This window comes from Humibacillus xanthopallidus (genome assembly GCF_006716675.1).
Taxonomy (GTDB): domain Bacteria; phylum Actinomycetota; class Actinomycetes; order Actinomycetales; family Dermatophilaceae; genus Humibacillus; species Humibacillus xanthopallidus_B.
Genome location: NZ_VFPM01000002.1, coordinates 477,375 through 498,408, shown reverse-complemented (window position 1 = coordinate 498,408; position 21,034 = coordinate 477,375). Strand labels below are relative to the sequence as shown.

The following is a 21,034-nucleotide window of genomic DNA, read 5'->3' as shown; positions in this document are numbered from 1 at the left end:
GGTTTCCGTGCGAGCCGGCCGGGGTAGTCAATGGTCATGCGAGCACTCACCTGGCACGGCATCGAGGACGTCCGTGTGACCGAGGTACCCGATCCCGTCATCGAGCAGACCACCGACGCCGTCGTGCGCGTCACCTCGACGGCGATCTGCGGGTCGGACCTGCACCTCTACGCCACCCTGGCCCCCTACCTCCAGCCGGGCGACGTGCTCGGGCACGAGTTCATGGGCATCGTCGAGGAGGTCGGCTCGGACGTCGCGACCCTCCAGCCCGGCGACCGGGTCGTCGTGCCCTTCAACATCTCGTGCGGACGCTGCTGGATGTGCCAGCGGGGCCTCTTCGCCCAGTGCGAGACGACCCAGAACGTCGACCAGGGCAAGGGCGCCAGCCTCTTCGGCTACACGAGCCTCTACGGCTCGGTGCCCGGCGGCCAGGCCGAGCGGGTCCGGGTGCCGCACGCCGACTTCGGCCCCATCGAGCTGCACAGCGACCTGCCCGACGAGCGCTTCCTCTACCTGTCCGACATCCTGCCGACGGCGTGGCAGGCGGTCGAGTACGCCGACGTCAACGGCAACGACACGCTGGCGGTGCTCGGCCTCGGACCGGTGGGCCAGCTGGCGGTGCGCAGCGCCCTCCACCGGGGAGTCGGCCGCGTCATCGCGGTCGACCTCGTCGACGAGCGGCTCGACCTCGCCCGCTCCTGGGGCGCGGAGGTCGTCGACGTGCGCGACGCGGGTGAGGTCGCCGATGCCCTCAAGGACCTCACGGCCGGCCGTGGACCCGATGGCGTCATCGACGCCGTCGGCATGGAGTCTCACGAAAATCCGCTGTCCGAGAAAGTGATCGGGGCTGCCAGTCGGCTCCCCAAGCCTCTTGCACGCACGGCGATCGAACACGTCGGCATCGACCGCCTCTCCGCCCTCCACACGGCGATCGCGTCCGTGCGCCGCGGCGGGACCCTCTCGATCAGCGGCGTCTACGGCGGCATGGCCGACCCGATGCCGATGATGGAGCTCTTCGACAAGGGCCTGACAGTCCGCATGGGCCAGTGCCACGTGCGCCGCTGGTCCGACGACCTGCTCGACCTCGTGAGCGGACCGGACGACGTGCTCGGGCTCGAGTCGCTCGCAACCCACCGCGCACCCCTCGAGGCCGCGCCCGACCTCTACCGCACGTTCCAGGAGAAGAGCGACGGCTGCCTCAAGGTGGTGCTCCAGCCGTGACCGTGACGGACCCGGCGTCCGTCGCCCTCACGGAGGCTGCGGCCCGGGCGCGCGGGAACGTGGCCGCGGCGCTGCGCCTTCCCGAGCTGCACCCTGACGCGTTCCCGCTCCCGGGGTCGGGCAACACGTGGAGGCTCTGGACCTCGCTCGCCGTGCTCGGGTCGGTCGACCTCACCGTCGCCCGTGCGGTGGAGCCGCATCTCGACGCGGTGGCCATCCTGTCGGAGGCTCGCGCCGGAGGGCACCTGGCCGACACCGACTCATCCAACGGCGATGACGAGGCACGCTGGGGCGTCTTTGCGGCCGAGGGGCCCGGCGCCCGTCTCGTCGCGGACGAGTCCGGCCCGACGCCCGTGCTCGACGGCCGCAAGCCCTGGTGCTCCCTCGCCGGCTCGCTCGATCGAGCGCTCGTGACGGCCTGGTGCGACGGCTCCACCCGCAGGCTGTATGCCGTCCGCCTCGGCCCCACGAACGGCGTGGCCGTCGACGAGGCGGCCTGGGTGGCCCGTGGCCTGCCGGACGTGCCCAGCGGACCGGTGACCTTCACGCGCTCCGAGGCGAGCGCCGTCGGGCCCCCGGGCTGGTATCTCGAACGCCCGGGCTTTGCCTGGGGCGGCATGGGGGTGGCCGCGATCTGGTGGGGCGGCGCCGTGGGCGTCGCCCTCCGGCTGCGCGAGCAGCTGCGCCGACGAGAGCCCGACCAGGTCGGGCTCATGCACCTCGGAGCGGTCGACGCCGCGCTGCACGCCGCCGAGTCGGTGTTGCGCGGCGCAGCCGTGGCGGTCGACTCGGGCGCTGCCACCGGTCCGGCCGGGTCGGCTCTCGCGCTGCGGGTGCGGCGGGTCGTGGCCGGGACGGCGGAGGACGTGCTGGAACGCGTGGGCCACGCGCTCGGGCCGGCACCGCTGGCGCTCGAGGAGGAGCACTCCGGGCGCGTCGCCGACCTCCAGCTCTACGTCCGGCAGGAGCACGCCGAGCGTGATGCAGCCCAGCTCGGTCGGCAGCTGCTCGACCACGACACAGACAGGGAGGTGCTCTGGTGAGCGACACCCTCGCACCCTTCCATCACGCCGACACGGGCACGCCCGAGCACGAGTGGGCCGGCCGTCCCGAGTGGAGCTCCGTGCCCACCCTGGAGGTCGACGGGACCAGCACGACCCGCCTCGTCCTCGTCGCCGCCCACCCCGACGACGAGACGCTGGGGGCGGGCGGCCTGCTGGCCACGGCGGCCGCTGGCGCCCTGTGCATCGACCTCGTCCTGCTCAGTGCCGGTGAGGCGTCGCACCCCGACTCGCCCAGCCACACGCCGGCCGACCTCGCGACCCTGCGCGTCGAGGAGACGCGAGCAGCCCTCGCCCTGCTCGCGCCGTCAGCCCGCCTGCATCTCGTCGGCCTGCCCGACGGAGAGCTCGGCTCCCACGAGGACGCGATCGTCGAGGCGATCGTGCGCACGGTCGGCGAGCACGGGCCGACGACGGTGCTGGCAGCACCGTGGCGCCACGACGGGCACGCCGACCACGAGGCAGCCGGCCGCGCGGCCGCGGTCGCGGCTCACCGGACCGACGCCCGCCTCGTGGAGTACCCGATCTGGCTGTGGCACTGGGCGGCACCGCACGAGGCGCCCTGGACCCGATTCAGGGCGCTCCCCCTTGCCAGCGGCGTCCGTGCGCGCAAGTCGCACGCGATCTCCGTGCACCGCAGCCAGGTCGGTCCGCTCTCCGACGATCCCGGCGACGAGGCCCTCCTGCACCCCGGAATGCTCGAGCACTTCGTGCGCGACCGCGAGACCTTCATCGTGGAGCCATTCGCGGTCGACACCGTCTTCGACCGGGTCCACGGTGACGCGGCCGATCCCTGGCGGGTCGACGACAGCTGGTACGAGGAGCGCAAGCGCGACCTCACCCTCGCCGCCCTCCCCCGCCGACGCTTCCGGCAGGCCCTCGAGGTGGGGTGCTCGATCGGGGCCCTCACCGCCCGGCTCGCCACCCGCTGTGACGCGGTGCTCGCGGTCGACGAGAGCGCCGTGGCACTCTCGTCTGCAGCACGTCGTCTGCGGGAGCTGCCCCACGTCCGCACCGCCCGGGGGCACCTCCCGGAGGAGTGGCCGGACGGGCAGTTCGACCTCGTCGTCGTGTCGGAGGTCGGCTACTTCCTCAGCCCCGACCGCCTGCGCCGGCTCATCGCCCGGGTCGAGGCGAGTCTCACGGACGACGGCGTCATCGTGCTCTGCCACTGGCGCCACCCCGTCGTCGGGTGGCCGCTCGACGGCCCGAGGGTGCACGAGCTCTGGCGAGCCGCCTCCCGCCTGGGCGTCGTCGCCGAGCACCGCGAGCCCGACTTCCTGCTCGACCTGCTCGGCGACACCGCGGACCACCGGCAGGGCGCGGTGTGAGGCAGCTCGAGAGCGCCGGCCCGAGCGGGCTCACCGGGGTCGGCGACGTCATCCGAGCACCCGGGCGGGCAGACAGCATCTGCCACATCACCGTGGTCGTTCCGGCTCGAAACGAGGAGCGGCTCATCGAACGGTGCCTCGACGCGGTGGAGCAGGCCCGGCGGCACCTCACCCACCATCGCCCGGACGTCTCCGTCGAGGTGGTCGTCGTCCTCGACGCGTGCACCGACCGGACGGCACAGCTCGTCGCCCGCCGGGAGGGCGTGACGGCCGTGGCAGTCGTGGTGGCGCGGGTGGGCGCGGCCCGGCACGCCGGCATACGCGAGGTGACGGAGCGGGGCACCCACGGGGGCGAGCGGGCCGGGCGCCACCTCGACGACGTCGCGCACTGGGTGGCGAACACCGATGCCGACACTGTCGTCCCCCCGTCGTGGTTGCTCGACCAGCTGGTCCTCGCGGAGCACCCGACGGGGGGCTGTGACGTCGTCGTCGGTGTCGCCCTGCCCGATCCGGCCGAGCTCACCGACGACGTCCTGGCCCTCTGGCACGACCGCCACCATCTCGTCGAGGGCCACGAGCACGTGCACGGCGCCAACCTCGCCTTCCGCCTGTCGAGCTACCTCGATGCCGGCGGGTTCGACCCCCTCCCCGTGCACGAGGACGTGCGGCTCGTGGAGCGGATGCGTGCGCGGGGCGCCCGCATCGTGGCAACCGCACTGGTGCGGGTGCGCACCTCGGCGCGTACGACCGGGCGCGCCCCTCGGGGCTTCGCGGCATACCTCGGTGACCTCCGGGGCGGTGCCGCCGTCGTCGACGTAGGCCGGACGCGATCGGGTACGCCGCACGTGGGGTGCGTCGCCGTCGCCGTCGCTCCCCCGACCACTCACCACCCGGAAGGACCACCATGACGCGCTTCGGCTACACGCTGATGACCGAGCAGAGCGGACCCAAGGACCTCGTCCGCTGGGCCGTGGCCGCCGAGCAGGCAGGCTTCGACTTCGAGGTCTCGAGCGACCACTACTCACCGTGGCTCACCGAGCAGGGCCATGCGCCGTATGCGTGGTCCGTCCTCGGCGCCGTGGCGCACGCCACCGAGCGGGTCGACCTCATGACCTATGTCACGTGCCCGACGGTCCGCTACCACCCCGCCGTCATCGCCCAGAAGGCCGCGACGCTGCAGCTGCTCGCCGACGGCCGCTTCACCCTCGGGCTGGGCAGCGGCGAGAGCCTCAACGAGCACGTCGTCGGCGAGGGCTGGCCCGGCGTCATCACCCGCCAGGAGATGCTCGTCGAGGCGATCGACATCATCCGGCAGCTGCACACCGGTGACCTCGTGACCCACCACGGCGACTACTTCGACGTCGACTCCGCCCGCATCTGGGACCTGCCCGACGAGCCGGTCGAGATCGGCGTCGCCGTGGGCGGCGACAAGGGCATCGACCGCCTCGCCCCGCTCGCCGACCACCTCATCGCGGTCGAGCCCGACACCGACCTCGTCTCGTCGTGGAACGACACCAGCGGCGCACCGCGCATCGGTGCCAAGGCGCGGGCGATCGGGCAGATCCCGATCTGCTGGGGCCGCGACCGCGAGGCCGCGATCCAGCTCGCGCACGAGCAGTTCCGGTGGTTCGGAGGCGGGTGGTCGGTCAACTCCGACCTGCCGACGCCCGCGGGCTTCGCGGGGGCGAGCCAGTTCGTGCGCCCGGAGGACGTCGCCGAGTCGATCCCCTGCGGTCCCGATCTCGACGCCATCGTCGAGGCCGTCAGCGCCTACTGGAAGGCCGGCTTCACCGACATCGCGCTCGTGCAGGTGGGCGGGGACACCCAGCAGGCGTTCTTCGACGAGGCTGCGGGCCTGCTGCTCGACAAGCTGCGGGCGGCGGCACCGTGAGTGGCGGCGCGTCGAGCCGGGGCGCGGGCGTGACGCCCCAGGTGGCGGAGGCGCGCCGACTGCTGCGAACCTACCTCCGCGACCATGACTCCGGGGCGGTCGCTGGTGCCCGTCGGCTCGGGTCCACGGCACGGAGCCACCGTGACCCGCAGGTTCGCGCGGAGCTCAGCCGGCTGCACACCGAGGTCGAGGAGGACAGGCGCAGCCTCGCCGCGGTGATGGAGCGTCTCGACATCACGCCCGACCCGGTGAAGCGCCTCGCCATCCTCGCCGGGGAGCAGCTGGGGCGCCTCAAGCCCAACGGCTTCCTCAGCCAGCGCAGCCCGCTGACCGACGTCGTCGAGCTCGAGGCGCTCTCGATGGCCGTGACCGGCAAGCTGCGGCTCTGGGAGACCCTGGAGGCGCTCGGTCCAGACGCCACCCTGACCGACCCTGCCGAGCTGAGGCGACTCCGTGATCGCGCCCTCGACCACCGGGAGCGGCTCGGGCGCCTGCACGCAGCCAGCGCCAAGGCGCTCACACAGGCCTGAGCCGCGGCAGACGACCCGGTGGATCAGCGCGGCCGGCTACGCGTTCGTCAGAGCCGTATCCGGCGTCCCCATGACCCCGATCGACAGAGCAGCTCGTCGGCTCCTGCCGACGAGCTGCTCTGTCGATCGTGTGGACGCCGGGTCAGAAGACTGCGCCTCCGCCGGTGACCCCGATGACGGTGCCGGAGACGTAGCTCGCGTCCGACGGAGACGCGAGGAAGACGTATGCGGGCGCGACCTCACCCGGCTGACCGGCGCGCCCCAGCGGCGTGTCCGCCCCGAAGGTCTCGATCTTGTCCGTGCCCCGGGTCGCGGGCTGGAGCGGGGTCCAGATGGGGCCGGGAGCGACGGCGTTGACGCGAATCCCCTTGGGGCCCAGCGATGCAGCGAGGTTGACCGTGAGGTTGTTGAGGGCCGCCTTGGTCGCCGCGTAGTCGAGCAGTGACGGCGAGGGGTCGTAGGCCTGGATCGACGTCGTCATGATGATCGACGACCCCGGCGCGAGGTGGGGCTCTGCGGCCTGCGTGATCCAGATGACGGCGTGGAGGTTCGTGCGCAGCACGCGCTCGACGTGCTCGGGCTCGAGTCCCTCGATGCCGGACGGCCCTCGGTCCCAGTGGTAGCCGGCGTTGTTGACGAGGATGTCGAGACCCCCGAGACCCTCGACCGCGTCGGCGACGACCTGCTGGCAGGTATCGCGTTCGACGAGGTCGCCGGGGACGAGGACCCCGTTGCGGCCGGCCCGCCGCACCCAACCCAGGGTGTCCTCGGCGTCGGACTGCTCCTCGGGAAGGTAGCTGATGGCGACGTCGGCGCCCTCCCGCGCGAAGGCGATCGCGACGGCGCGGCCGATGCCGGAGTCGCCACCGGTGATGAGGGCCTTGCGGCCCTCGAGCTTGCCGTGCCCGACGTAGGTGTCCTCCCCGTGGTCGGGCACGGGATCCATGGCGCTCGTCAGGCCGGGCGGTTCCTGCTGCTGGGGCGGGAAGCCGCCCTTGGCGTCATGGCGCACGAGGGCCTCGGCGTGGTCTGCGATCTCGGACATCGGGGTGCCTCCGGTGGGTGGGGTCGTTCAGGTGGTCGGGTCTGTCCTGTGGTCAGCGGGACGTCGTCAGCGGGACGACTTCTTCACCGCCTTCTTCGCCGTCCTGCGTGCGGGCTTGCTCGCCACGCGGGCGGCCTCGGTCTCCCGCGTGGCGCCGGCGTTGCTCAGGCGGCCCGACGTCGACTCGAGGTGGGCGCGGACGAACCACTGGAAGAGCTCGAGCTGAGCCACCTGGCCGATGAGCATGTCCTGGGTGACGAGGTCGAGGTCGTCCGTGAGCCCGATGACGGAGCGATGGTCCTCGATGACGCCCGTGTAGACGAGGTCGAGCGCCGCGAGGTGCGCGGTCGTGTCGTCACGCAGCAGTGCATAGTCGTCCCACGAGCGGCTCGCGACGAGGTGGCCAGGAGTGCCGACCGGGGCGACCCCGAGAGTCGCCATGCGCTCGGCCGTCGTGTCGACCATGGCTCGCACCGCATCGATCTGCGGGTCGAGCATCTCGTGCACGCCGATGAAGTGCGGTCCGACGACGTTCCAGTGCACGTGCTTGAGGGTGAGCTGGAGGTCGTTGAGGGCGTGCAGGCGAAGCTGCAGGGCCTGGCCGACCCGATGGCCGTCCTCGAGCGTGAGACCGGGGACGGTGAACTGAGAGGTGTCTGGCATGCAGGGCCCGTACCCACCGGCGGACAGCGCTCACCGACGCGGCACGCCCTCCAGCCGGGCCCGCACCATCTGCGTCAGCTCGTCGACCGCCGCATCCGCCGCCGGGCGGTCGCCGTCGATGAGCAGCTGGAGCAGCAGGCCGTGCCCGACCGCCAGCGTCAGCCGCGCGAGGACCTCGGCGTGCGCGTCGTCCGTCACCGTCGCATAGGCGCGACGGAACGCCGCGACATGCGCGGTGACGACCACCTCACCCAGCCGGACGGCATACGGCCGACCTCGCATGGCGTGCGACGCGAGCTCGAAGAAGAGCGGCCCGAAGGCCTGCGCGGTGGTGGCCGCCCCCTCCCAGTTGCGGCGCCCGGCCTCGAAGGGGTCGTCGACCTCGGCGAAGAGGCGGTCGAGCGTCGCGATCTGCTCGGTGACGACGCTCTCGATCACTGCGGCGAGGAGATCCTCGCGCGAGCCGAAGTGGTAGTGGAGCATGCGCTGGCTGGTCCCGATGGACGCAGCGAGCGTGCGCAGGCTGGTGTCACCGACTCCGTGCGCCGCGTAGTAGCCGATCGCCTTGTCCAGCAGCACATCTCGCGGTCGCGGACGTGTCACTCCCGCTCCGCGAGCTGGCACATCGTCGTGGCCTCCGACTCGACCATGCGCTGGGACTTGCGGCCGAGCAGCAGCCGGATCACCGCAGCGAGGGGACCGCTCCAGTCGAGGGCGAGGTCGACGGTCGACCCACCCTCGCTGGCGCCGACCGTGTGCGTCGCGGTGGTGACGACCCCCCGCGAACGGGCGACCCAGGTGAAGCTGCGGCCGGGCTCCCAGGCCGTCATCTCGTAGGTCGCGCTCGGCAGCCCGGGCTGTCTGACCTCGAAGCGCGACCCGACCCCGACGGCACGCCACGGCTCCAGCGCCCGCACCGACGTGAACGTCGGGAGACGCTCGCCCCACCGCTCCACCTCGCTGACGACGAGCCAGAGGCGCTCGGGGGCCGCGCTGCTCATCGATGAGGCGGCGATCATGTATCAGATGATACATGATCGGGACGCGAGCGTGCCCGGTTCGGCAGTGGGTGGTGCGGCGGGCGCGGCCTCTGGTTAGCCTTGCGCCAAGGTCGCCGCCCGGTTGACCAGTCATGTCTCTAGCCGAGGAGCGCACGTGGTGGGCAGCGAGGACGAGCAGGTCGTGCTCGTCGCCGAGGACGGGAGCGTGCTCGGCACGGCCCCGAAGGCGACCGTCCACGGGCTGCACACTCCGCTGCACCTCGGCTTCTCGTGCTACGTCTTCGACGCCGACGACAACCTGCTCGTGACGCGCCGCGCCCACGACAAGCGCACCTTCCCCGGCGTGTGGACCAACTCGTTCTGCGGCCACCCCGCCCCCGGTGAGCCGCTGCCGTATGCCGTCCGGCGGCGCGCCGCCGACGAGCTGGGTCTCGAGGTGGGCGAGCCACGCCTCGTACTGCCGGGCTTTCGCTACCGCGCCGAGATGGCCGGCGTCGTCGAGCTCGAGCTGTGCCCGGTCCTCGCCGTGCACGTCGACCGGGAGCAGCCGCTGCAGCCGCGGCCGGTCGAGGTCGCGGAATGGGCCTGGGAGCCGTGGGACGACGTCCTCGCCTCCATCGCAGGCGGCCGGGAGGTCTCGGTCTGGTGCCGCGAGCAGGTCGCCCAGCTCGAGTCCCTCGGTGCCCCGCGCACGTGGCCCGACGCCTCCCCCGACCTGCTGCCGGCGGCTCTGCGGCCACCGCTCGTGGCTGCTCCCACCACCAACGTTGGACAACTTCTTGATCGCTGGGGCTGATGTGACCCAAGGTGAGAGCCCACTGGCCCCGAGGCGCCGCCGGCTGCACCCCACAGCCCGCGACGCCTCGCCCATGCCCCACCGCCGATCAGCCAGGAGCGACATGAGTCCACATCGGCCCGCCCCGACCGCCAACGACGACGAGGTCCTCGTCGCGAGCTGGGCGAGCGACGTGCAGGCCGACGTGCCGGACTGTGACGAGACCCTGCGTCGCACGGATCTCGTGCTGGACCGCGTCTGCGTCGAGCTCGAGCGGCAGTGGCGGGCCCGATGCCCTGAGGCTGCCGACGTGCTGCGCACCGACCTCCCAGAGCACCTGAGAGGCTGGCTGCTGCCCGCCACGGGCAAGCGGCTGCGTCCCGTCATGTGCCACTGGGGGTGGGTGAGTGCCGGCGGTCCCGCCCGAGGCGTGGGCCGCGACGACACCGTGACGGTGTGCGCAGCCCTCGAGCTCGTCCACCTCTTCGCGCTCGTGCACGACGACGTGATGGACCGCTCGGACTCGCGCCGGGGGCGCCCCACGACGCATGTCGAGGCAGCCGAGGAGCACACGGCCGCAGGCGCGCTCGGCGACCCGGCGCTCTTCGGCGACAGCATCGCCATCCTCTTCGGCGACCTCGCTCTCACGGAGTCCTGGGTCCTGACGGCAAGCCTCGACGCCCCCCTCCAACGTGCCTGGGCCGACATGCTCCGCGAGCTCGTGCAGGGCCAGCTGCTCGACGTCACCGGCGCCGCCGCCCGCCGTCGCGACCTCGCCCAGGCCCGCCGGGTGGCGCGGCTCAAGTCAGGTGCGTACACCGTGCAACGGCCACTCCTGCTCGGAGCCCTCGCCGCGCGGGCCGAGGCCGACACCCTCGCCGCGCTCGAGACCTTCGGGGGGCACCTCGGCGAGGCCTTCGCCCTGCGTGACGACGTGCTCGGGATCTGGGGCGACCCGGCCCGCACCGGCAAGCCCGTCGGCGACGACCTGCTCCGCGGCAAGGCGACCGTCCTGCTCGCCGAGGCACGGCGTCTCCTGCCCGACGACGTCGCCGAGCGCTACCTCGGCCACCGTTCGGTCATCACGGACTCCGACGTCGGTGTGCTCCAGCAGCTCATGCTCGATGCCGGGGTCCTCGACCAGGCCGAGCAACGCATCACCCGCGAGGTCGAGCTCGCCCTCACCGCACTCGACCACGTCGACCTCGACCCCAAGGGGGCGGACGCCCTGCGGTCGCTCGCCCGATCGATCGCCTGGAGGGACGCATGAGCGTCATCGTCATCGGAGCCGGCCTGTCGGGCCTCTCCGCCGCCTGCCACCTCGCCGGTCGGGGCCACGAGGTGACGCTCGTCGAGCGGCACGACCTCCCCGGGGGCCGCGGCCTGCGTCGCCGGCAGGAGGGCTTCGTCTTCGACACCGGGCCCACCGTCATGACGATGCCCGGTCTCGTCGACGACGCGCTGCGTGCCGTCGGCACGACGATCGAGGCCGAGCTGCCCATGACGCTGCTCGACCCGGCCTACCGCGCCGTCTACGCCGACGGGTCGACGATCCACGTGCGGCACGGCATCGAGGCGATGCGCGACGAGATCGCGCGCACGTGCGGCCCCAAGGACGCAGAGGCGTTCCCCCGCTTCGCGGCGTGGCTGAAGCGCCTCTACGAGGTCGAGATGCCGCACTTCATCGACCACAACTTCGACTCCCCTCTGGGGCTTGCCTCCTCACCGCGAGCAGCAGCAACGCTCCTGCGGCTCGGTGGTTTTCGCCGGCTCGGCCCCGTCGTGCGCGGGTGGTTCGACGACGAGCGACTGCACCGTCTCTTCTCGTTCCAGGCGCTGTATGCCGGGCTGTCGCCCGAGGACGCGCTCGCGCTCTACGCCGTCATCACCTACATGGACTCCATCGAGGGCGTGTGGTTCCCGCAGGGCGGCATGGACGCCGTGCCGGCGGCACTCGCGTCCGCGGCCGCCGCTGCCGGCGTCGAGCAGCACTACGGAGCAACGGTCGAGCGCCTGCTGCTCGACCGCCGTGGAGCGGTGAGCGGTGTCGCCCTCGAGTCCGGCGAGCAGCTGCGCGCCGACGCCGTCGTGTGCACCCTCGACCTGCCCACGGCCTACGACCGGCTGCTGCCCCAGCTGCGGCCCCCACGCGCAGTGCGCTCGGGCACCTACTCCCCCTCGGCCGTCGTGTGGCACGTCGGAGCCCGAGGACTCCCCGTCGACGGCACCGCCCACCACAACATCCACTTCGGTGACGACTGGGTCGGCAGCTTCAAGGCCCTCATCGACGACCGCAGCCTCATGCCGGACCCGTCACGGCTCGTCACGGTGCCCACGGTCACGGATCCGAGCCTGGCCCCCGACGGCTGCTCGACGCTCTACGTCCTCGAGCCGGTGCCCAACCTCACCGGCACCGTCGACTGGGACACCACCCGCCCGCAGATGGCCGAGCGGCTCACGAACTTCCTCGACACCTTCGGCTACCCGACCGACATCGTCACCGACCACCTCATGACCCCGCTCGAGTGGCGCGACCTCGGCATGCACCAGGGCACGCCCTTCGCGCTCGCGCACACCTTCGGTCAGACCGGCCCGTTCCGGCCGGGCAACCTCGAGCGTCGCGTGCCCGGGCTCGTCTTCGCCGGATCGGGCACCGTGCCCGGCGTCGGGGTGCCGATGGTGCTCGTGAGCGGCAAGCTGGCGGCCGACCGCGTCGACGACTACCTTCCGGCCCCAGCCCGTCGCGGTCTCGGCCGCACCGGCGCGGCGCAGACGGGCGCAGCGGCCGGGTCACCGCACACGGCTGGCGGACGGGGCGGGAGCGTGGCGTGAGCACCGTCGACGACACCGTGACCGAGCAGGTCGCCGAGGGCTACCGGGTCTGCGCGCGGATCACCCGGCAGCACGGCACGACCTACTACTGGGGCACGATCCTCCTGCCGCGCGAGCGGCGTCGTCACGTGTATGCCGTCTATGCCCTCTGCCGCCTCGCCGACGACATCGTCGACGCCCCGGGAGCGACCGGCGCGGTCCAGGTCGCCGACACGACGGAGCGGCTGCACCGCTTCGCAGAGCACTTCCGTGAGGTGACCGCGGGCGCACCGACGCAGGACCCCGTCATCGCCGCGGTGGCGCACAGCGTGCGCACGTGCGGCATCGCCGACGAGTGCTTCGACCGCTTCTTCGGCGCGATGGCTCAAGACCTCACGCAGACGACCTACGAGACGTGGGACGACCTCCTCGGCTACATGGACGGCTCGGCCGCCGTCATCGGCGAGATGATGCTGCCCGTCCTGCGCCCGCTCTCCCCCGATGCGCTCGGCCCGGCGCGTGCACTGGGTCAGGCCTTCCAGCTGACGAACTTCCTGCGCGACATCGGCGAGGACCTCGACCGCGGACGTGTCTACGTGCCGCAGGAGGACCTCCGCCGGTTCGGTGCCGACCCGCACGCGCGGCGGGTCGACGCCGCGTGGCGCGAGCTCATGCGCTTCGAGATCGAGCGCAACCGCGCGCTCTACGTCGAGGCCGACCGCGGCATACCGCTGCTCCCTCCGTCGTCGGCGCGGTGCGTGTCTGCGGCGCGCACCCTCTATGCCCGCATCCTCGACCGCATCGAGGCCCGCGACTACGACGTCTTCTCCGGACGCGCGCGAGTGCCGACGTGGCACAAGGCGGCGCTCAGCACCCGCGTCCTCATCCTCGGACCCACAAAGCAAGGGGTGGTCACCTCATGAGCCTGCGCTCCCTCCTCCGAGCCGCTCCCGACACCGGCCGCGGCGCCGCCGATCCTGCTCGCCGGCCGATCAACCCCTTGCGGCGCATGCCTGCCGAGCCGCGCGACCGCCTCGCCGGCACCTGGCGAGAGGCTCGGCCGGCCCGCATCCGGCGTTCGTTCCTCGACGCCCAGCAGCGCGACCCCGGCGGCTGGCACGTCGTCGGCGCCTCCTCCGACCTCGGTCCGACGCGGTCGGTGACCCGCACGGTCGACGACCGCGAGGTCGTGCTCTGGCGGGGTGAGGACGGTGGCCTGCTCGCCGGGCCCGGCGCCTGCCCGCACCTCGGCGCACTGCTCGAGGACTGTGAGGTGATGCACGGCCAGGTCTACTGCCGCTGGCACGGGCTCGCCCTCGGCCCGGGTGTGCGGCGCGACTGGCTCACCTTCCCGGCCCACGACGACGGGGTGCTGCTCTGGGTGCAGCTGCCGACCGAGGGCGAGACGCCCACTGTCGCACCGACGCTCACGGTGCGACCGCCGGTTGAGCAGTCGTTCGCGACCGTCATCACCGTGCGCGGCGTCTGCGAGCCCGCCGACGTCATCGCCAACCGCCTCGATCCCTGGCACGGCACGTGGTACCACCCGTACGCCTTCAGCCACCTCACGGTCGACGACGCCGCCTCGACCGACGACCGCCTCGTCGTCGACGTCGCCTTCCGCGTCAGCCGCACGTGGGGGGTCCCGGTGCGCGCCGAGTTCGCCTGCCCCGACGCGCGCACCATCGTCATGACGATCGTCGAGGGCGAAGGCGCAGGCAGCGTCGTCGAGACCCATGCCACGCTCATCGGCCACGACCGCTCGGGCCGGCCGTGCACCGTCATGACCGAGGCGACGATCGCGCACTCCGACCGTCAGGGCTTCGCGCTCGCTCGGGCCGCCGCGCGTCTCATCCGCCCCGCGGTGGCATCGACGGCGCGCCAGCTCTGGGTGGACGACATGGCATACGCAGAGCGTCGCTGGCTGCTGCGCGACCGCGGCGAGTCCTACGGCACCTGACGGCCACCAGCCCCACGAGGGAGGGCCACCGGCACCGGGTGCCGGTGGCCCTCCCTACGTCGGCTCACGCGCGCGGCAGCCGACGAACTGCTCTTTCGATCGGTCTTGCTGACGGACTGCTCTTTCGATCGGTCTTGCCGACGGACTGCTCTCTCGATCGGGTCAGGGGTGTGCGCCGAGGAGGCGACGGGCGGCGTGGGCGGCGCCTCGTCCGCGTCCGCGGGTGGGCACCGTCCAGAGGTCGTGGCCGGGCAGGCCCCGCCGGGCGAGCAGCTCGTTGGCGGCCATCCACCCGGTCGTCGCGGCCCGCTCCATGAGCGCCACGGGATGCTCGCAGCGCACGCCGTCGCCGGCGAGCACGACCCGCGGGTCGGGGGTGACGACGCCCGGCCGCTCCGCCCAGGGGTCGGTGCCGGCCAGGGGGCAGTCGCGGGCGAGCAGCCACTCCTCGTGCAGCACGGCCGCCCCGGACAGCTCCGGGTGGAGCCGGTGCAGCTGGCGACTCAGCTCGGCGCGCAGGTCACTGTCGTCGGTGCCGTCGGGCACGGCATACGCGTGCAGCTCGACGACGCACCCGCCCGTGCGCGCGGCCCACGTCGACGCTCCCGTTTCCATCTGGTCGACGAAGGTGACGTTGTCGAGCGGACCGTAGCCGCTGGTTCCGAGGAAGAGCGGGCTCCCTGGTGCCGCGGGCCGATCCAGCCACTGACGCCACACCGCAAAGGAGGGCGCGATGCGCTGCCGGGCGAGCGCGTCACGCCACGCCGCGTCCCCGAGCCACGGCGCACCGGCGACGATCCGCTGCAGCGGCTCGCGGTCGGTCGCGAGCACGACGCCACCCGCAGCCAGCGTCGAGCCGTCGCCGAGCCGCACCCGTATGCCGTCCGGCCCGCTCTCGAGGGCAGCCACCTCCGTGCCCGTGCGCACGTCGACCCCGAGACCCGCGAGGTGGGAGCCGAGCGGGGCCCACAGTGCGCTGTCGTAGTCGGCGGCGGGCACGTCGAAGAGCAGCCCCTCGGCGGAGCCGGTGAAGTAGGTGTGGAACATCGCGACGAGCTCGCCGCCGGAGAAGTCGCGCGGGTCGGCGAAGAAGCTGCGGGCGAAGACCTCGAGGGCCAGGTGACGCGCCTGCTCGGGGAAGCGAAGCCGGTCGAGCACGTCGGCGGCGCTCACCCCGTCGTAGGCGGCATACGTCTCGGGGAACTCGACGTCGAGCAGCCCGAGCGCGGCGCCGACGTCGACGTTGCGCAGGGCGCTCACGGGGAAGCTCGGGCTCTGGGCCACGAACGCCGCGATGCTGAGGGGAGGCGTGCGCGGGATGCGCGCGAAGGAGTCGGTCGGGCCGTCAGCGAGCGTCAGCGGGTAGTCGGGCACCGCGACGAGCCGCTCGAGGGCTGGGTCGGTGCGGCGCAGCAGCGCGCGGAGGTTGTAGTACTGCCGGAAGAAGGCGTGGAAGCCGCGGCTCATCGAGAGCGGCTCCCCGCGATCGGACTCCACCGGCCACGAACGCACGCGACCGCCGAGCGTCGCCTCGCGCTCGACGAGCACCACGGGCACGCCACGCTCGGAAAGCCCTGTCGCAGCAGCGAGTCCGGCGATGCCGCCCCCGACGACGACGACGGGCGACGGATCCGGGTCTGGCGCAGCAGCCGGCGGACGAGGGGCATGGCGCTCGGCACGGGGGTCGAGGCCGGGCGTCCAGCGGGCGCGGCCGGGGAGGCGTGACATGCCGGGGCGGCCGCTGCGTGGGCTCATGCGCCGACCGGCCGGCGACCGACCACCGTGTGCACGATGCCGCGCTGCCAGCCGCTCGCGTGGAGCGTCGTCACGTCGACGAAGCCCGCGCGCCGCAGCCGCTCCTCGAGCTGGGCGGTGGAGTCCATGTCGAGCACGCTGCGCCACAGGTAGCGGTAGAGGCGCGTGCGCCGTGAGGTCAGCCAGCCCAGCGGGATGATGATGCCCCAGCACATCGCCGTCCACAGCGCCGTCGACACGGGGCGTCCGCGCACGGAGTAGTCGTGCAGGGCGACGACGCCGCCCGGGCGGAGCTCGTCGCGGATCGCCGCGACGACGGCGTCGCGATCCGGCACGTTGCGCACGAGGTATGCCGCGAGCACCCCGTCGAGGCCGCCCGCGGCGCGCGCGTCGGCCAGCTCCAACTGGTCGGCGAGGTCCTCGGCCCGGCCCTGCGCGAACGCGACCCATGACGGCCAGGCCTTGCTGCGCGCCGCGTCGAGCATGCCGGCCGAGCCGTCGACGGCGAGGACCGCCGCCGGCCGGGCCGTCGTGCGGGCGCCCGGCGCCGCGTGGCGACGCACCGACTCGACGAGCGCGCGGGTCGAGGCGCCCGAGCCGCAACCGAGATCGAGCAGACGCAACGAGGCAGTCGCTGACAGCGAGGATGTGTCCGGTGCCGACGGTGCCGACGATGCCCGCGGCGCGGCGACATCGGGGACGGCGTCGAGGAGCGCATCGGCCGAGGCCCTCAGCTGCGCGTGGTAGCCCGGGCTCATGCCCACCATGAGGTCGTAGCGGTCTGCCACCTCGTCGAAGGCCTCGGGCACCTCCGTGCGCGTCACCTGCCCTGCGTCCAACGGTCCTCCTCGTCGTCATCGTGCCCAGCCGTCGGCTCGTGCTCGGCGGGGGTCTGCCGGAGCCGCTTCGCACGCTCCCACAGGATGATCGTCCCCGCCACCATCGCGAAGCCGAAGAGGTAGTCCTCGACCGGCACGTCCCACGGCCAGCGAAGGCCCAGGTGGTGCTCCGGGTTGTAGATGACGATCGGCGCGCTCAGCTTCGTCAGCCAGCCGTCGACGATCATCTGGAAGGCGAAGACGATCGCCATGGCCAGCCAGAACTGGAGCGTGGCGAAGACCCGCGTGCCCGACCATCGCTCGAGCACGACCGTGGCGACGACCGCCACGACGGCGAGCACGGTGTACTCAGGCATGGACGTCCGAGCCCGAGCGCAGGCGGCGCACGAGGCGCAGCACCTGCCCCACCGCCTCGTAGGTCAGCAGCCCGCAGATCGGGATGACGAGGAAGAAGACGAGCTCCTCGAGCGGCATCCGCAGCGGCAGCTCGATGCCGGTGACGTAGAGCGGGTTGTAGGACCAGTGACCACGCCAGATGCCGACGATGTCCCACACCGAGAAGGCGACCACCACGGGCACCATCGCCGTCACGAGCAGGGCCGGCCTGCGGTAGACCCGCGCGCCGAGGACGAACTCCAATGGCAGCGTGATCGCAATGCAGGCCGCCATGAGGAGCAGGTACTGGTAGCGATCCACGCCGTTCCTCCACGATGACCGGTCGTCGGGGTCGGTGCGGCCCGGAGGGCTGCGAGCACCACCCTACGTTGCGGCCGGCCTCGATGCGGCGGCGGCCTGTCTGAACGCCGCCGCTGCGGGTACGTCGTCCGTCATGGGGGTGGTGCGGGTCCGCATTCCGGCCCCCGACGGCGAGGTCGAGGAGGTGGGTCATGCAGCCCCGGGCAGCGGTTGCCGACGTCGTGCGCGTCGTCGCCCGCCAGCACACCAGGATGCGCGGCCTCGTCTGCGAGGTCGCCCAGACGACCGGTGCCGAGCGCGCGGCAGCGTCCCGGTGGCTCTCGCACTACGTCGTCCTGCACACGGTCGCGGAGCAGCTGGGCCTCAGTCGCGAGCCCTCCGCCGACGTCCAGCGCGTCGTCCCTCGCAACGGTCTCCTCCTGGAGCTCGCCCTCGGGCTCGCGGCCGCCCCGCCACTCGAGGAGGCGGCGATCTGTCGCTGCGCGGCCGCGCTCGAGGAGGCCGTGGTCCAGCACGCTCGCGCCCAGGAGCGCACGATCCTGCCCCGCCTCCTCGCCAGCTGGCGGGCCGCCGACCTGCTCCGGGCAGGCGCCGCGTTCGAGGCCGCCGACCTTCTCTTCGACCGCGGACCGTCCGAGCAGTCAGAGCCGACCACCCCGTCCGCGCCGCCCACCCCGTTCACCCCGATCGCACCGGTGGCGCCGACGGAGGTCACCTGGCGCCGTGCCGTCGCCGACATCGAGCGGCTGCTCGGCTCGGGCGACGACCAGCAGAGCCGGCGTGACCCGAGGTCGGTTCAGCCGCCCGCTGCCCGCACGGAGATGACGACGGCTGCCACCGTCGCGGTGACCCCGACGGCGACGGTCACCACGGCGGTGCGCAGGACATAGCCCCCGCCGCCGAGCGGCACGCTCGCGCCCGCACGCGTCGAGGCCCGCGCCTCAACGTGGCGCCGCCGGCCGATCCGGGCGAGGTCGGCGCTCCACACGAAGCCGAGCGCCGCGAGCGCCCACCCCGGCGGCCCGAGCACCGGGGGGAGGACCTTGAGGCAGAGAAGCGCACCGACCGCGACGCTGACGGCCGTCCGCCGCCACGCGAAGGCGGTGCGCTCCTCCGCGAGACCCGGCCCGCTCGGCTGGCTCACACCAGCAGCCCCAGCACCACCGCGACGCACACGATGCCGAGGATGACGACGATCGGCAGCTTGAGGCCCGACGAGGGCAGGACCCCGACGCGCCGCATCGCCCGCTCGGTGCGGGTCCACCCGAACCACGCCTGCACGGCCGCAGCCAGGCCCGCGAGGATGAGCATGAGCGAGATGACGAGACGGAGCGGTGCCGAGACCGGCAGCTGGAGGGCCTCCACCGCGAGGCCAGCGGCGACGAAGGCGAGCGAGGTGCGCACCCAGGCGAGGAAGGTGCGCTCGTTGGCCAGGCTGAAGCGGGGGTCGGGATCCTCCCCGTGCTCGTAGACGGATCGGGGGAAGCGACGCTCCTCGCTGGTCATGGGCGGGAACTCCCTTCGGCGTGAGGCGGATCCGGTGTCCGGCTACTCGGATGTGCCCGGCCGGCGGCGTGGCCCGGCTGCCACCGTGACGCGCGACGCTCACACTGTGCCACCTCGCGGCCCAGCCATCACGGACGCCGACGACCGGGGTGTGCCGCCCACCCGCCCTCATCCGGACGTCACGGAGACCCGCCACCGTCACCCGAGGGCAGCCGTCGCGGCCTTGATCTGGGCGAGCTGCTCGGCGCTGATGCCTGCCGGACGCATGACGGCGTTCCAGGCGTCGACGTACTCCGTCGTGTACTTGTGCCCGTGCCCGGCGGGCACCCCCGTCGAGAAGGGGAGGTCGGCGGTGACCTGCCAGAAGGTGATGAAGGGCATCCAGACCATCCCCTCGAGCACGTCGCGCCCGGGCGGCTCGCCGATCCAGTCGGGCTCGGTGAGCATGAGGTTCGGGCTCCACCAGACGATCGGGTCGGAGGGGTGCATGAGGTAGATGACCCGCGTGCCGTCCCACGGCTGGCCCGCGGGCGGGATCGAGGAGGCGGCATCGGTCGCGAACCGCACCGTCCGGCCGTTCTTGTAGACCGGCTCGATCTCGGGGCTGCCGGGCTCGCGGTGGTCGCTGAAGTCGCGGAAGAGCGTGTTGAAGTTGGGCGGCCCGGCGAAGACGGTCCCGGCCGTGCGGTTGCGCAGGTCGTACTCACCGCTGAAGGCGGTCTCGCCGCCGAACGTGCCGAGGCTCTCTCCGGCGATGAGGAGCCGTGGCCGCGTGTCCTGGGGCAGCTTCGACCACCGGTCGTAGACGGCGTCGAAGAGGGCGCGACCGGCCTCGCGGGCCTTCGTCTGGTCGACGAGGAAGGAGAGCCACGAGGGCAGGTAGGAGTACTGCATCGACACCGTGGCGGCATCGCCGTCGGTGAGGTACTCGAAGGGGGCAACGAGCGCGGGGTCGACCCAGCCGCTGCCGGTCGTCGTCACGACGAGCAGGTTCGCGCGCTCGAATCCGCCTGCCCGCGTGAGGTCCTCGACCGCGAGCGCTGCCCGGGCCTCCGCGTCGTCACCGGAGTCGAGGCCGGCATACGCGCGGATGGGCTCCTTGGCCGGCTGACCGACGACAGCGGTGATCTCGCTCGCGGTGGGGCCGGATGCGGCGAAGGTGCGGCCCTCACGGCCCAGGGTGTCCCACGGCACCACCGAGCCCGGCCCGCCGGAGCGAAGGCTCGTCGTCGGCTGCACGACACCCTCCTCGGTGATCGTGTTGCGCACCGAGAACGCCTCGTCCATGGCGCTCACGAGCCCGTCGAGCAGGACGCCACTGACGACGAGGTAGACGGTCGCGGTGACGAGCACCCAGCCGGTGGCGTGCGCGGCGCGCTTGCCGAAGCGCCGGCTCAGCAGCTCGGCCACCCAGCGATAGACACGGCGGATGCCGCGACCGGTGAGGACGAAGAGCGCGAAAAAGAAGACCGCGACGAAGGGCGAGAGGGCCACGAGCGCGAGATTGTGGTCCGTCACCCCCATGAGGGCCCTGATCTCGGCCTGCCAGTACTGCCCGAGCCCGAAGGCGACGACGAGCAGCAGACCCCCACCGAGGAGCAGGATCCGCCACGACGACGGTTTGGGCTCACGCGGCTCGCGGTCGGCGAAGGCACGCCACAGCCACGCAGCGAGCACACCGAGGCCGTAGCCGATGGAGGCGGTGATGCCGCAGACGAGTCCTTGGATGAAGCCGCCCCTCGGGAGCAGCGAGGGCGTGAACGACAGCGCGGCGAAGAGCACGGCGCCCCAGCAGCCCGGCAGGGTCGCATGCAGCAGGCTCCGAAGCCGTCCGCGGCGAGGCGTCTGCTCCTCGGGTGGTGGCGGCGCGCCGTCCCCCTCGTCCGGGCTGAGGGTGTGGGCCGCGACCGGTTCCGCGGCATCCGTCGTCTGGGCCATGCTCGCTCGTC

Annotated in this window: 23 protein-coding genes; 12 read left to right on the top strand and 11 right to left on the bottom strand. The window is 72.8% G+C overall.

Features of this window, described 5'->3' with window-relative positions; all coding sequences use genetic code 11:
• Positions 1–36: 36 nt before the first annotated feature.
• From FBY41_RS10200 to FBY41_RS10175, 6 genes are read left to right on the top strand one after another with little or no spacing between them, the layout of a single operon-like run.
• Positions 37–1,221 (top strand): zinc-dependent alcohol dehydrogenase, encoded by a 1,185-nt coding sequence (locus FBY41_RS10200; protein ID WP_141844096.1) that lies wholly within the window; start codon positions 37–39, stop codon positions 1,219–1,221.
• Positions 1,218–2,264, top strand: a complete 1,047-nt coding sequence (locus FBY41_RS10195; protein WP_141844094.1) for an acyl-CoA/acyl-ACP dehydrogenase — start codon at positions 1,218–1,220, stop codon at positions 2,262–2,264. Before FBY41_RS10200 ends, FBY41_RS10195 begins: the two co-directional genes overlap by 4 nt.
• Positions 2,261–3,613: a bifunctional PIG-L family deacetylase/class I SAM-dependent methyltransferase gene (locus FBY41_RS10190; protein ID WP_141844092.1), complete on the top strand. Its 1,353-nt coding sequence runs from the start codon at positions 2,261–2,263 to the stop codon at positions 3,611–3,613. Before FBY41_RS10195 ends, FBY41_RS10190 begins: the two co-directional genes overlap by 4 nt.
• Positions 3,610–4,521, top strand: coding sequence for a glycosyltransferase (locus FBY41_RS10185; RefSeq protein WP_260439683.1), 912 nt, complete (start codon positions 3,610–3,612; stop codon positions 4,519–4,521). Before FBY41_RS10190 ends, FBY41_RS10185 begins: the two co-directional genes overlap by 4 nt.
• Positions 4,518–5,504, top strand: coding sequence for an LLM class F420-dependent oxidoreductase (locus tag FBY41_RS10180; RefSeq protein ID WP_141844090.1), 987 nt, complete (start codon positions 4,518–4,520; stop codon positions 5,502–5,504). Before FBY41_RS10185 ends, FBY41_RS10180 begins: the two co-directional genes overlap by 4 nt.
• 29 nt (positions 5,505–5,533) lie before the next feature.
• On the top strand, positions 5,534–6,034 hold the full coding sequence (locus FBY41_RS10175) for a hypothetical protein (protein WP_141844088.1): 501 nt from the start codon (positions 5,534–5,536) through the stop codon (positions 6,032–6,034).
• Positions 6,035–6,176: 142 nt separating this feature from the next.
• On the opposite strand, the gene FBY41_RS10170 is transcribed toward FBY41_RS10175, so the two are convergent.
• The 4 genes from FBY41_RS10170 to FBY41_RS23410 all read right to left on the bottom strand — a co-directional run bounded on the left by FBY41_RS10170 (position 6,177) and on the right by FBY41_RS23410 (position 8,761).
• Positions 6,177–7,079, bottom strand: coding sequence for an SDR family oxidoreductase (locus FBY41_RS10170; RefSeq protein ID WP_141844086.1), 903 nt, complete (start codon positions 7,077–7,079; stop codon positions 6,177–6,179).
• Between the two features lie 66 nt (positions 7,080–7,145).
• Positions 7,146–7,742, bottom strand: a complete 597-nt coding sequence (locus FBY41_RS10165; RefSeq protein ID WP_141844083.1) for a Dps family protein — start codon at positions 7,740–7,742, stop codon at positions 7,146–7,148.
• A 30-nt stretch (positions 7,743–7,772) separates the two neighbouring features.
• Entirely contained in the window at positions 7,773–8,345 is a 573-nt protein-coding gene (locus tag FBY41_RS23415) for a TetR/AcrR family transcriptional regulator (RefSeq protein ID WP_185749014.1), read from the bottom strand.
• The gene (locus tag FBY41_RS23410; protein ID WP_185749013.1) at positions 8,342–8,761 is read right to left on the bottom strand and encodes an SRPBCC family protein; all 420 of its coding nucleotides are present in this window, start codon (positions 8,759–8,761) and stop codon (positions 8,342–8,344) included. The genes FBY41_RS23415 and FBY41_RS23410 overlap by 4 nt, the downstream gene beginning before the upstream one ends.
• A 136-nt stretch (positions 8,762–8,897) precedes the next feature.
• Here FBY41_RS23410 and idi point away from each other — a divergent pair, with 136 nt between their 5' ends.
• From idi to FBY41_RS10135, 5 genes are all read left to right on the top strand, one after another.
• Positions 8,898–9,539, top strand: a complete 642-nt coding sequence (gene idi, locus FBY41_RS10155) for an isopentenyl-diphosphate Delta-isomerase (RefSeq protein ID WP_221629253.1) — start codon at positions 8,898–8,900, stop codon at positions 9,537–9,539.
• 103 nt (positions 9,540–9,642) lie between these two features.
• A complete protein-coding gene (locus FBY41_RS10150; RefSeq protein ID WP_185749012.1) occupies positions 9,643–10,788 on the top strand; it encodes a polyprenyl synthetase family protein in 1,146 nt (381 codons plus the stop codon).
• On the top strand, positions 10,785–12,350 hold the full coding sequence (locus FBY41_RS10145; RefSeq protein WP_141844076.1) for a phytoene desaturase family protein: 1,566 nt from the start codon (positions 10,785–10,787) through the stop codon (positions 12,348–12,350). Before FBY41_RS10150 ends, FBY41_RS10145 begins: the two co-directional genes overlap by 4 nt.
• A complete protein-coding gene (locus tag FBY41_RS10140) occupies positions 12,347–13,252 on the top strand; it encodes a phytoene/squalene synthase family protein (RefSeq protein ID WP_260439682.1) in 906 nt (301 codons plus the stop codon). Before FBY41_RS10145 ends, FBY41_RS10140 begins: the two co-directional genes overlap by 4 nt.
• The gene (locus FBY41_RS10135) at positions 13,249–14,289 is read left to right on the top strand and encodes a DUF5914 domain-containing protein (RefSeq protein WP_141844074.1); all 1,041 of its coding nucleotides are present in this window, start codon (positions 13,249–13,251) and stop codon (positions 14,287–14,289) included. Before FBY41_RS10140 ends, FBY41_RS10135 begins: the two co-directional genes overlap by 4 nt.
• 162 nt (positions 14,290–14,451) lie before the next feature.
• Here FBY41_RS10135 and FBY41_RS10130 read toward each other — a convergent pair whose 3' ends face one another.
• From FBY41_RS10130 to FBY41_RS10115, 4 genes are read right to left on the bottom strand one after another with little or no spacing between them, the layout of a single operon-like run.
• The gene (locus FBY41_RS10130) at positions 14,452–16,044 is read right to left on the bottom strand and encodes an FAD-dependent oxidoreductase (protein ID WP_141844072.1); all 1,593 of its coding nucleotides are present in this window, start codon (positions 16,042–16,044) and stop codon (positions 14,452–14,454) included.
• Complete coding sequence (locus tag FBY41_RS10125) at positions 16,041–16,883, bottom strand: class I SAM-dependent methyltransferase (protein WP_141844069.1); 843 nt, start codon at positions 16,881–16,883, stop codon at positions 16,041–16,043. The genes FBY41_RS10130 and FBY41_RS10125 overlap by 4 nt, the downstream gene beginning before the upstream one ends.
• Entirely contained in the window at positions 16,865–17,239 is a 375-nt protein-coding gene (locus FBY41_RS10120) for a lycopene cyclase domain-containing protein (RefSeq protein WP_141844067.1), read from the bottom strand. Before FBY41_RS10120 ends, FBY41_RS10125 begins: the two co-directional genes overlap by 19 nt.
• Complete coding sequence (locus tag FBY41_RS10115) at positions 17,232–17,579, bottom strand: lycopene cyclase domain-containing protein (protein ID WP_141844064.1); 348 nt, start codon at positions 17,577–17,579, stop codon at positions 17,232–17,234. Before FBY41_RS10115 ends, FBY41_RS10120 begins: the two co-directional genes overlap by 8 nt.
• Positions 17,580–17,770: 191 nt before the next feature.
• On the opposite strand from FBY41_RS10115, the gene FBY41_RS10110 reads away from it, so the two are divergent.
• Positions 17,771–18,469 carry a hypothetical protein gene (locus FBY41_RS10110; RefSeq protein ID WP_141844062.1) on the top strand — a complete coding sequence of 233 codons (699 nt, stop codon included), beginning with the start codon at positions 17,771–17,773 and terminating at the stop codon, positions 18,467–18,469.
• On the opposite strand, the gene FBY41_RS10105 is transcribed toward FBY41_RS10110, so the two are convergent.
• From FBY41_RS10105 to FBY41_RS10095, 3 genes are all read right to left on the bottom strand, one after another.
• Entirely contained in the window at positions 18,376–18,723 is a 348-nt protein-coding gene (locus tag FBY41_RS10105) for a DUF202 domain-containing protein (protein WP_141844060.1), read from the bottom strand. The genes FBY41_RS10110 and FBY41_RS10105 overlap by 94 nt on opposite strands.
• A complete protein-coding gene (locus FBY41_RS10100) occupies positions 18,720–19,085 on the bottom strand; it encodes a YidH family protein (RefSeq protein WP_141844058.1) in 366 nt (121 codons plus the stop codon). The genes FBY41_RS10105 and FBY41_RS10100 overlap by 4 nt, the downstream gene beginning before the upstream one ends.
• Positions 19,086–19,283: 198 nt before the next feature.
• Complete coding sequence (locus FBY41_RS10095; RefSeq protein WP_185749011.1) at positions 19,284–21,023, bottom strand: alpha/beta hydrolase; 1,740 nt, start codon at positions 21,021–21,023, stop codon at positions 19,284–19,286.
• Positions 21,024–21,034 lie beyond the last annotated feature (11 nt).